This is a genomic window from Herminiimonas sp. (assembly GCF_030645555.1).
Classification (GTDB): domain Bacteria; phylum Pseudomonadota; class Gammaproteobacteria; order Burkholderiales; family Burkholderiaceae_D; genus Oxalicibacterium.
This window is the reverse complement of sequence record NZ_JAUSME010000085.1, coordinates 1-10,122: the sequence shown is the minus strand read 5'-3', so window position 1 is coordinate 10,122 and position 10,122 is coordinate 1. Positions and strand designations below refer to the sequence as shown.

Genomic DNA, 10,122 nt, shown 5'->3' with positions numbered 1-10,122 from the left:
CGACGGCGGCCACCAGGCGGCCGTTGTCGCCCACGCAGTCGACGGAAAATTCGTGGCCGTCCAGGTATTCCATCAGCAGCATGGTGCGGAACTCGCCCAGCTCGGCCAGGCCGCGCCGCATGTCGCCCAGGCCGATGTGATATTCGGCGCCGGCCAGCAGCAGGGCGGCGCTGCTGCGTTCTTCGTCCAGGATCGCAAAGCCCAGGCCGAACACCGACTCCGAGGGCTTCACGCACAGCTTGGGGTGGATCTGGCGCAGTTCGGCGTGAGCCGCATCGAACTGGGCCACGTTTTCAAAAATGCGGAAATCGGCGACCCGCGCACCTGGCAGGTCGGTTTCGGTGTAGAAGCGTGCCTTGTCGTGGATCAGTTCCAGCGCTTCGGGCTTGCCGGCGCTCAGTACGCGCGTGCCCTGCGCTTCAAACAGGGCGTGCTTGCCTGCCAGCGTGGTCGATTGCTTGCCTGGGATGAAAATGTCGACCTTGTGCTCGCGGCAGAAGTCGAGGCACCACTGAATATAGGTGTCGGCGTCCATGCCGGTCGGCTCGACGTGGAACTCGTGTGCCACGCGGCCTGCGGTAGCGTGTGGATTGGCATTGCTGTAGATGATGTGGAAACGGCCTTCGACATCCGCTTCGCGGATGAGTTCGATTGCCGTATGCACGGACGAGAACGTCCTGTTGAACCAGACACGCATGGGACTTACCTTATAGATACAGAATAATGGCGGCGCCGCCGGGGCGCGGCGCCGCGGGGACGTGCTTAGGCGTTGACGCCGAACGAGCGGGCGAGGGGGCCCAGGCCGCCCTTGAAGCCCTGGCCGATGGCCTTGAATTTCCATTCAGCGCCGGCGCGATACAGCTCGCCGAAAATCATGGCGGTTTCGGTCGAGCTGTCTTCCGACAGGTCGTAGCGCACGATTTCCTTTTCGCCGTCGGCATTGACGCAGCGGATGAAGGCCTTGCTGACCATGCCGAAGCTTTGCTTGCGCGCTTCCGCGTCGTGAATGGTGACGCAGAACGAGATCTTGTCGATCTCGGCTGGAACCTTGCTCAGGTCGACGGTGAGCTTTTCGTCATCGCCTTCGCCCTGGCCGGTGGTGTTGTCGCCCAGGTGGAGCACGGAACCGTCGGTCGATTTCAGGTTGTTATAGAAAATGAAATCCGTATCGCCGCGCACCTTGGCATCGGCCTTCTGCATGAAGGCGCTGCCATCCAGGTCGAAAGCGGCGCCGTCGGTAGCACGCGGATCCCAGCCGAGGCCGATGATGACCTTGGTCAGGCCCGGGGCTTCCTTGCTCAGGTTGACGTTGCCGCCTTTTTGCAAACTGATTGCCATACATATCTCCTTGTGTGAACTGCGAAAGACCCGGCGCGGGCCGGGCGGATGTGACAACATCAATAGATGGGATCGAAGCTTAATCAATCAAGCAATATATTTTAGCGGGGAAGCAACGGAACACCGCGCGTTGCTGGACAGGAAAGCGCGCCATCCCGTAGACTGGCATGGTTCCCCTCCGCAACTCCACTTTCCTCATGACTACCGACCTCGCCAGCCGCCGACCCCTCCGCAAGGTAACGCGCGCCGACCTGCACGCCTATCCCGTGTGGGAATGGGCGCTCAACGAGGACGACGCGGACGGGCAAGGCGAATCACTGATCCGTCCCACTGAATTGGACCGTATTCCGGCCGGTTCAGCACAACAGTACATCGTTGCGGCAACTGCAATTTTAAACGACGGCAGCCGCCTTCCGGCCTGCGCCGAGGTGACGGTGACTGAAAAGAAGCCGCGCATCGCCCCGATGTTCCTGTTCCTGCAGGAGCACCACCTCGATTTTGGTGGCGCGGAAACGACAACCATGCTCAGCCACTATACCAAAGTGGCCGACACCATTCCCTTGCGCTGGGAGCTGGCGGTGCCGCTGGCGGCCGAAGAGCGCCTGCGCAGCGGTGCGGTGCGGCGCGGCCTGGTGGCGCACATGGCCCGTCTGTGGTCGCGGGTGCACGCTGCGGCCCACGGGAAGCGCGTTCTCGCCCCCTGATCGCGCATCACTATCGGGACTTCCTGGCCGGTCCACACGCCAGGAAGCAAACTCAAGCTCACCGGCATGATGACGCTCTCGTGCTTTCCTTTTTCGCAAAAATGTACATTTGACAAGCATCCACCTCTGGAACACACTGTGGGCTACACAATTCGTCCCCAGACCCATGAAACTATTTTTTGTTGCCGCGTTGGCTATGATGATGAGCAACGCTGTTCTGGCCGTAGATGCCGGAACCATCGTGGGTCCAAAAGACTGCCAGCTTGTACACTGGGATGAGCTCAGTGACGTCGATGCCAAGTGGACCGGTCCGTGCAAAGATGGCTTTGCCGACGGCGAAGGCAAACTTGAGTGGACCAGGCTGGGCAAGATCACGAACACGTACGAGGGTGGAATGCGCCGCGGCCGCTATCACGGCATGGGCTACAGCACGAGTGCGGACAATGCGCAATACGAAGGCTACTATGTCGACGGAAAACGCGACGGCTTTGGCATATTTGTCGATCAGTTCGGTAACCGCTACGATGGTCAGTGGAAGGCCGGTCTACGGCACGGTAGCGGGAAGCAAGTGTACGCGATTGGTGGCAGCTACGAAGGAGCATGGCAGGACGGGAAGTATCACGGAAAAGGCACCATCGTCTACCCCGGCGGGCGGCGGGCGGAGTATCAGTTCGAGAACGGCCACTGGCCAGATGCACCCCCACCAACGGCTACCGAGAATCTCCCCATTTACAAACTCAGGTCGAATGATGACAGGAGGGGGGCAAGTATGAAAGTGACCATTGGCAAGGGCGGGCCACTCCCTTTCGATCTTGGCTATGCACAGATGAGCCCGGAACAAAAGCGGCTCATTGCTGCCGAGTATCCGCTGATGGATCCGGCGGATGAGCCGCCTTATCCCTTGAGAGGCACCGGGACGGTGTTGGGCGAGATAGCAAATCGGGTGCGACGCGTGGCGGGTGTGTTGACGCTGATTGTCAAGGTCGGCGCGAACGGCCAGGCCAAGTCTGTCACTGCATTCGGCGAGCCCGATAGGGAGAATGCAGAGTTGGCAGCCCAGCTCGCCATGAACGAAAAATATAAGCCAGCCATGTGCGCTGGCAAGCCATGTGAAATGTTTTATTATTATGAAATGAGGTTCGTCGACTAGGCCGGTTCGCCGTCCCTCCCTCCCTCCCACGCCGTCATACAGTGCGCAACAAGGTTTGCCCGGAGGAGGCCAGTCAGGGGGGGCGCTCATGAAATTGATCGTCGGTTCGCCACATAAACACCCCACATACCCCCAACTTAGTTATTGCGTCAAGCCCTTTTGCGCGTTATACTAGCCGGCTTCGGTATGGATTCGTCTTTTTTGAATCTGTCCTTTACTTGGTAGTTAAACATCAGCCCCGCCCAATCGCAGGTGGGAATGGAGAAAAAATGAGCCTAGGCCTTCTCGGTCGCAAGGTTGGTATGATGCGCATCTTCACGGATGACGGGGATTCGATCCCAGTTACCGTGCTCGACGTGTCGAACAACCGTGTTGCGCAAATCAAAACTCCTGAAACAGACGGTTATACCGCTGTTCAGGTCGCTTTCGGTCAACGTCGCGCATCCCGCGTGAACAAGGCTGTAGCGGGTCATCACGCCAAAGCTGGCGTGGAAGCCGGTACCATGCTGCGCGAATTCCGCGTAGATGCTGCCAAAGCTGCCGAACTGAAAACCGGCGACGTTGTCGCTGCTTCCCTGTTCGAAGTCGGTCAGAAGATCGACGTCCAAGGCGTCACGATCGGTAAGGGTTACGCTGGCGTCATCAAGCGTTACCACTTCGCTTCCGGCCGCGCTACCCACGGTAACTCGCGTTCGCACAACGTTCCAGGTTCGATTGGTATGGCGCAGGATCCAGGTCGTGTTTTCCCTGGTAAGCGCATGACCGGCCACCTCGGTGACGTGAACCGTACTGTACAGAATCTCGAAATCGCCCGTATCGATGCCGACCGTCAGCTGCTGCTGGTCAAGGGCGCCGTACCAGGTGCGAAAAATGGCCAGGTCATCGTTTCGCCTGCCATTAAATCCAAAGCACAGAAGGGAGCTTAATTATGGAACTCAAGCTTCTCAATGAGCAAGGACAAGCAGGTTCGAATGTTGCCGCCGCCGATACCGTTTTCGGCCGTGACTACAACGAAGCCCTGATTCACCAGATCGTGGTCGCTTACGCTGCAAATGCCCGTTCGGGTAACCGCAAGCAAAAAGACCGTGAAGAAGTCCATCACACGACGAAAAAGCCATGGCGCCAAAAAGGTACCGGCCGCGCGCGTGCTGGTATGTCGTCCTCGCCTCTGTGGCGCGGCGGCGGTCGGATTTTCCCGAACTCGCCTGACGAAAACTTCACCCACAAAGTCAACAAGAAGATGTATCGCGCAGGTATCTGCTCGATCCTGTCCCAGCTGGCACGTGAAGAGCGTCTGGTTGTGGTCGAAGGCCTGAGCATCGATGCTCCGAAGACCAAGCTGCTGTCGCAAAAACTGCAGGGCATGGGTCTGGAATCGGTCATGATCATCACCGACAATCTTGAAGAAAACCTGCTGTTGGCATCGCGCAACCTGCCGAACGTACTCGTCGTCGAGCCACGTCACGCTGATCCGATGTCGCTGGTGTTCTACAAAAAAATCGTGGTCACCAAAGCAGCACTGGCCATGATCGAGGAGATGTTCGCATGAGCGCCGTAATCAAATTCAGCGAAGAGCGCCTGATGAAGGTGCTCCAGGCGCCGGTCATTTCCGAGAAGGCCACCATGGTCGCGGAAAAGAACGAGCAGATCGTGTTCCGCGTACTGCCGGATGCGACCAAGCCTGAAATCAAGGCAGCCGTTGAACTGTTGTTCAAGGTTGAAGTCCTGTCGGTCCAGACAGTCAATCGCGAAGGTAAGCAAAAGCGTTCGGGCCGTTTCAATGGCCGTCGCAACCATACCAAGCGTGCTTTCGTGTGCCTGAAGCCTGGCCAGGAAATCAACTTCTCCGAGGAGGCTAAATAATGGCACTCGTTAAAGTCAAGCCGACCTCGCCTGGTCGCCGTGGCATGGTCAAGGTCGTCAATGCCGACCTGTACAAAGGCCGTCCATTTGCAGGCCTGATCGAAAAGAAATCGAAAACTGCCGGCCGTAACAACAACGGTCACATCACCACTCGCCATATCGGCGGTGGTCATAAGCAGCACTATCGCGTTATCGACTTCAAACGCACCAAGGATGGTATCCCTGCGAAAGTGGAACGTATCGAATACGATCCAAACCGTACGGCTAACATTGCGTTGCTGTTGTACGCAGATGGCGAACGTCATTACATCATTGCAACCAAGGGTTTGACCGTTGGCGATCAATTGATGAATGGTGCGCAAGCTCCGATCAAATCGGGTAACTGCCTGCCTATTCGCAATATCCCTGTCGGCACCATCATGCATTGCGTGGAAATGTTGCCTGGCAAGGGCGCGCAAATGGCACGTACCGCTGGTGCTGGCGTGGTCTTGATGGCACGTGAAGGTACTTACGCTCAAGTTCGTTTGCGCTCCGGTGAAGTTCGCCGTGTGCACGTCGAATGCCGTGCAACCGTAGGCGAAGTCGGCAATGCCGAACACAGCTTGCGCAAGATCGGTAAAGCAGGTGCGATGCGTTGGCGTGGTGTTCGTCCTACCGTTCGCGGTGTGGTCATGAACCCGGTCGATCACCCGCATGGTGGTGGTGAAGGTAAAACGGCAGCAGGTCGTCATCCGGTATCACCGTGGGGCCAGCAGACTAAAGGCAAGAAGACGCGTCGCAACAAGCGCACGACTTCTATGATCGTCTCGCGCCGCGGCAAGAAATAAGGATAAGACATGACACGTTCATTAAAAAAAGGGCCGTTCTGTGACGCCCACCTGGTGAAAAAAGTTGAGACCGCACAAGCGATCAAAGACAAAAAGCCAATCAAAACCTGGTCGCGCCGTTCGACCATCATGCCGGATTTCATCGGCTTGACGATCGCGGTGCATAACGGTAAGCAACACGTACCGGTTTACGTATCCGAGAACATGGTTGGTCACAAGCTCGGCGAATTCGCGCTGACCCGTACGTTCAAGGGTCATGCTGCTGACAAGAAGGCTAAGAAATAATGGAAACCAAAGCTATTCTCAAAGGCGTGCGCCTTTCGGATCAGAAGGGTCGTCTTGTTGCGGATCAGATTCGCGGCAAAAAAGTTGACGCCGCTCTGAATCTTCTGCAGTTCAGCCCTAAAAAAGGCGCTGCGATCATCAAGCGTGTTCTGGAGTCCGCAATTGCGAACGCCGAGCACAATGATGGCGCGGATATCGATGAGTTGTTTGTAAAAACAATCTACGTCGAAAAGGGCCCGATCCTTAAGCGCTTCACAGCGCGTGCAAAAGGCCGTGGTGATCGTATCTCTAAACAATCCTGTCACATCTATGTGACTGTCGGTAACTAAGGAGTCACGATGGGACAGAAGATACATCCAACCGGTTTCCGCCTTTCTGTTACGCGTAACTGGGCATCGCGTTGGTATGCTGGCAATAGCAATTTTGCCACCATGCTCAACGAAGATCTCAAAGTGCGTGCGTACCTGAAAACCAAACTGAAGAACGCTTCGGTTGGTCGCGTCATTATTGAGCGTCCGGCCAAGAATGCTCGCATCACAATTTACAGCTCACGTCCTGGTGTCGTGATCGGTAAAAAAGGCGAAGACATTGAAGTGTTGAAATCCGCGCTGACCAAAATGATGGGCGTGCCGGTTCATGTGAATATCGAAGAAATTCGCAAGCCTGAAACCGATGCACAACTGATCGCTGATTCGATTGCACAGCAATTGGAAAAACGCATCATGTTCCGTCGTGCAATGAAGCGCGCGATGCAAAATGCTATGCGCCTTGGCGCACAAGGTATCAAGATCATGTCGTCCGGTCGTTTGAACGGTATCGAGATCGCACGTAAAGAATGGTATCGCGAAGGTCGCGTGCCACTCCATACACTGCGCGCTGATATTGACTACGGTTTCGGCGAAGCTGAAACAACCTACGGCATCATCGGTATCAAAGTGTGGGTCTACAAGGGTGATCGTTTGCCTAGCGGCGAACCACCAGTCGACCTGACCAAGGAAGATGACACCAAGCGTCGTGGCCCACGCCGTGACGATGGCAAACCAAGCAGCCGTCCACGTACAGCACGCCCAGAAGGTCAACCAGGTGCAGCAGCTGCGCCAGGTGCCGCACCGGCCGCTAAACGTGTTCGTGCCAAAAAGCCGGATGCCGCTGTCGACGGTGCTGTTTCGGCTGAGAAAGCAGGAGAATAATCATGCTGCAACCAGCACGCAGAAAATATCGTAAAGAGCAAAAAGGCCGTAACACCGGTATCTCCCACTCACGCGGCACTGCCGTATCGTTTGGTGAATTCGGTTTGAAGGCAATTGGTCGCGGTCGTATCACAGCGCGTCAAATTGAAGCGGCGCGTCGTGCAATGACACGCCACATCAAACGTGGTGGCCGTATCTGGATCCGTATTTTCCCGGACAAGCCAATTTCGAACAAACCTGCTGAAGTCCGTATGGGTAACGGTAAGGGTAATCCGGAATACTACGTGGCTGAAATTCAGCCAGGCAAAATGTTGTATGAGATGGATGGTGTTGACGAAGCTCTGGCACGCGAAGCGTTCCGTCTGGCCGCATCTAAACTGCCGCTATTGACTGCGTTCGTCGTCCGTCAAGTCGGCCAATGATAGGGGTGAATATGAAGACATCTGAACTCCAAGGCAAAGACCAAGCGGCTTTGACCAAAGAACTGAACGACCTGCTGAAAGCGCAGTTCGGTCTGCGTATGCAGATTGCAACACAACAGCTGAACAACACTTCGCAACTGAAGAAAGTACGTCGCGACATAGCACGTGTGAAAACGGTCATGAATCAGAAGGACGCCAAATAATGAACGATCAAGTAAAACAAGCGCTGAAGCGTACGTTGATTGGCAAAGTCGTCTCTGACAAGATGGACAAGACTGTCACCGTGTTGATTGAGCGTCACGTCAAGCATCCTTTGTACGGCAAAATCATCATGCGCTCGAACAAGTATCATGCGCACAATGAAGGCAACCAGGCAAAAGCTGGCGATACGGTCGAAATTCAAGAAGGTCGTCCTATTTCCAAGACTAAAGCCTGGACCGTGACGCGCGTTGTACAAGCTGCACAAATAGTTTAATTAGTTGTTGCGAGCCCGCTATTTTGGTGTAATAATAGCGGGCTTCGCTGTTGTAATGTTTAAGTTTCAAAAGCGGTAAAGTTTTAGCACCCAGAATTTGCCTTATCGAAATTTTGGAAATCGTCCACCTCATCAGTCTGCTTTCGGCGGGCTGCCGGGACCAAGACTGACTGCAAATGTACATTGTGTGCAAGCGCGGGTTAAGTTGGGAAAGAAAACACTATGATTCAAACTGAAAGCCGGCTCGAAGTAGCCGACAACACGGGTGCTCGTGAAGTCATGTGCATCAAGGTGCTCGGTGGCTCAAAGCGCCGTTACGCTGGCATTGGCGATGTGATCAAGGTCACCGTCAAGGTTGCTGCGCCACGTGGTCGTGTGAAAAAAGGCGAGATATATAACGCAGTTGTTGTGCGTACTGCCAAGGGTGTTCGTCGTCAAGATGGCTCCCTGGTCAAGTTCGACAGCAATGCAGCAGTTTTGCTTAACGCAAAGCTGGAGCCAATTGGTACGCGCATTTTTGGACCGGTTACACGTGAACTGCGCACTGAGCGCTTCATGAAAATCGTTTCTCTTGCGCCCGAAGTTCTGTAAGGAGTCGTGATGGATAAGATTCGTAAAAGCGACGAAGTCATTGTGCTGACTGGCAAAGACAAAGGCAAACGTGGTGTTGTACAACGTCGCGTTGACGCTAATTACCTGGTTGTCGAGGGTGTGAACGTTGCTAAAAAAGCGACCAAGCCTAACCCGATGACAGGTGCAACAGGCGGCATCGTCGATAAGCTGATGCCAATTCATGTGTCGAATGTTGCATTGTTTAATGCAGCAACTGGCAAGGCAGATCGTGCCGGCTTTAAAGATGTGGATGGCAAGAAAGTCCGCGTTTTCAAGTCGAGTGGCGAAGTCGTTAAGGTTTAAGAGATCATGGCCCGTCTCCAAGAATTCTATAAAGAAAAAGTCGTTGGCGATTTGACCGCGAAATTCGCGTACAAATCGGTAATGGAAGTTCCGCGCATCCTGAAGATCACCCTGAACATGGGTTTGTCGGAAGCGATTGCGGACAAAAAGATCATCGAGCATGCAGTTGGCGATTTGACCAAGATTGCTGGCCAAAAGCCAGTCGTCACCAAAGCGCGTAAAGCGATTGCCGGCTTCAAAATTCGCGAAGGTTATCCAATTGGTTGTATGGTGACTTTGCGCGGCGCTCAGATGTATGAATTCCTCGATCGTTTTATCACTGTTGCGTTGCCACGTGTGCGCGATTTCCGTGGTATTTCGGGCAAGGCATTCGACGGTCGTGGCAATTACAATATCGGTGTGAAAGAGCAGATCATTTTCCCCGAAATTGAGTACGACAAGATTGACGTGTTGCGTGGTATGAATATTAGTATCACGACGACTGCGAAGACCGACGACGAAGCCAAAGCGCTTCTCGCCGCATTTAAATTTCCGTTCAGAAACTGAGGTTGCCATGGCAAAACTGGCACTGATTAACCGTGAACAAAAGCGTGCTGACCTGGTGAAGAAATTCGCTGGCAAACGCGCCGAGTTGAAGGCAATCATTGATGACCAATCGAAGTCGGAAGAAGAGCGCTACGAAGCGCGCCTGAAATTGCAGGCGTTGCCACGTAACTCGGCTCCTACTCGTCAACGTAACCGTTGCGCTTTGACTGGTCGCCCGCGTGGCACTTTCCGTAAGTTCGGTTTGGGCCGTATTAAGCTCCGTGAATGCGCCATGCGTGGCGAAATTCCCGGTATGACTAAAGCCAGCTGGTAATGGGAGAATAAGCAATGAGTATGAGCGATCCTATCGCCGAGATGCTGACCCGTATCCGCAATGCGCAAGTTGTGCAAATATCGTCGGTGGCTAT

At 54.7% G+C, this 10,122-nt stretch carries 18 protein-coding genes and 1 pseudogene; 17 read left to right on the top strand and 2 right to left on the bottom strand.

Annotated features, from left to right (window positions below; translation table 11 throughout):
- Together Q7T06_RS03450 and Q7T06_RS03445 are read right to left on the bottom strand one after the other, a co-directional pair.
- Positions 1–697, bottom strand: a 697-nt coding sequence (locus Q7T06_RS03450; protein WP_304780200.1) for an ATP-grasp domain-containing protein, incomplete at its 3' end; no start/stop codon positions are given.
- A gap of 65 nt (positions 698–762) precedes the next feature.
- The gene (locus Q7T06_RS03445) at positions 763–1,338 is read right to left on the bottom strand and encodes a TerD family protein (RefSeq protein WP_304780197.1); all 576 of its coding nucleotides are present in this window, start codon (positions 1,336–1,338) and stop codon (positions 763–765) included.
- A 197-nt stretch (positions 1,339–1,535) separates the two neighbouring features.
- Between Q7T06_RS03445 and Q7T06_RS03440 the strand changes: the two genes are divergently transcribed.
- From Q7T06_RS03440 to rpsH, 17 genes and pseudogenes are all read left to right on the top strand, one after another.
- Positions 1,536–2,042, top strand: a complete 507-nt coding sequence (locus Q7T06_RS03440) for a hypothetical protein (RefSeq protein WP_304780194.1) — start codon at positions 1,536–1,538, stop codon at positions 2,040–2,042.
- Positions 2,043–2,208: 166 nt separating this feature from the next.
- The gene (locus Q7T06_RS03435; protein ID WP_304780191.1) at positions 2,209–3,192 is read left to right on the top strand and encodes an MORN repeat-containing protein; all 984 of its coding nucleotides are present in this window, start codon (positions 2,209–2,211) and stop codon (positions 3,190–3,192) included.
- 269 nt (positions 3,193–3,461) lie between these two features.
- Positions 3,462–4,118 (top strand): 50S ribosomal protein L3, encoded by a 657-nt coding sequence (gene rplC, locus Q7T06_RS03430; protein WP_304780187.1) that lies wholly within the window; start codon positions 3,462–3,464, stop codon positions 4,116–4,118.
- 2 nt (positions 4,119–4,120) lie between these two features.
- Positions 4,121–4,741 (top strand): 50S ribosomal protein L4, encoded by a 621-nt coding sequence (gene rplD, locus Q7T06_RS03425; protein ID WP_025603563.1) that lies wholly within the window; start codon positions 4,121–4,123, stop codon positions 4,739–4,741.
- Positions 4,738–5,055, top strand: a complete 318-nt coding sequence (gene rplW / locus Q7T06_RS03420; RefSeq protein ID WP_304780181.1) for a 50S ribosomal protein L23 — start codon at positions 4,738–4,740, stop codon at positions 5,053–5,055. The genes rplD and rplW overlap by 4 nt, the downstream gene beginning before the upstream one ends.
- Complete coding sequence (gene rplB, locus Q7T06_RS03415) at positions 5,055–5,882, top strand: 50S ribosomal protein L2 (protein WP_304780176.1); 828 nt, start codon at positions 5,055–5,057, stop codon at positions 5,880–5,882. The genes rplW and rplB overlap by 1 nt, the downstream gene beginning before the upstream one ends.
- Positions 5,883–5,891: 9 nt before the next feature.
- Positions 5,892–6,167 (top strand): 30S ribosomal protein S19, encoded by a 276-nt coding sequence (gene rpsS, locus Q7T06_RS03410; RefSeq protein WP_008113170.1) that lies wholly within the window; start codon positions 5,892–5,894, stop codon positions 6,165–6,167.
- Positions 6,164–6,496: a 50S ribosomal protein L22 gene (gene rplV / locus Q7T06_RS03405; RefSeq protein WP_304780203.1), complete on the top strand. Its 333-nt coding sequence runs from the start codon at positions 6,164–6,166 to the stop codon at positions 6,494–6,496. The genes rpsS and rplV overlap by 4 nt, the downstream gene beginning before the upstream one ends.
- A gap of 9 nt (positions 6,497–6,505) precedes the next feature.
- Positions 6,506–7,357: a 30S ribosomal protein S3 gene (rpsC, locus tag Q7T06_RS03400; RefSeq protein WP_304780163.1), complete on the top strand. Its 852-nt coding sequence runs from the start codon at positions 6,506–6,508 to the stop codon at positions 7,355–7,357.
- 2 nt (positions 7,358–7,359) lie between these two features.
- Positions 7,360–7,779 (top strand): 50S ribosomal protein L16, encoded by a 420-nt coding sequence (gene rplP, locus Q7T06_RS03395; protein WP_304780157.1) that lies wholly within the window; start codon positions 7,360–7,362, stop codon positions 7,777–7,779.
- A gap of 11 nt (positions 7,780–7,790) precedes the next feature.
- Positions 7,791–7,982 (top strand): 50S ribosomal protein L29, encoded by a 192-nt coding sequence (gene rpmC / locus Q7T06_RS03390; RefSeq protein WP_304780151.1) that lies wholly within the window; start codon positions 7,791–7,793, stop codon positions 7,980–7,982.
- Complete coding sequence (rpsQ, locus tag Q7T06_RS03385) at positions 7,982–8,254, top strand: 30S ribosomal protein S17 (RefSeq protein WP_011872520.1); 273 nt, start codon at positions 7,982–7,984, stop codon at positions 8,252–8,254. Before rpmC ends, rpsQ begins: the two co-directional genes overlap by 1 nt.
- A gap of 222 nt (positions 8,255–8,476) precedes the next feature.
- The gene (rplN, locus tag Q7T06_RS03380) at positions 8,477–8,845 is read left to right on the top strand and encodes a 50S ribosomal protein L14 (RefSeq protein ID WP_011872519.1); all 369 of its coding nucleotides are present in this window, start codon (positions 8,477–8,479) and stop codon (positions 8,843–8,845) included.
- A 9-nt stretch (positions 8,846–8,854) separates the two neighbouring features.
- A complete protein-coding gene (rplX, locus tag Q7T06_RS03375; protein ID WP_304780144.1) occupies positions 8,855–9,169 on the top strand; it encodes a 50S ribosomal protein L24 in 315 nt (104 codons plus the stop codon).
- Between the two features lie 6 nt (positions 9,170–9,175).
- Complete coding sequence (gene rplE / locus Q7T06_RS03370) at positions 9,176–9,715, top strand: 50S ribosomal protein L5 (RefSeq protein WP_304780141.1); 540 nt, start codon at positions 9,176–9,178, stop codon at positions 9,713–9,715.
- Between the two features lie 7 nt (positions 9,716–9,722).
- Positions 9,723–10,028: a 30S ribosomal protein S14 gene (rpsN, locus tag Q7T06_RS03365; protein ID WP_304780138.1), complete on the top strand. Its 306-nt coding sequence runs from the start codon at positions 9,723–9,725 to the stop codon at positions 10,026–10,028.
- A gap of 14 nt (positions 10,029–10,042) precedes the next feature.
- Positions 10,043–10,122 (top strand): annotated as a pseudogene (gene rpsH, locus Q7T06_RS03360) (30S ribosomal protein S8); the annotation flags it as partial.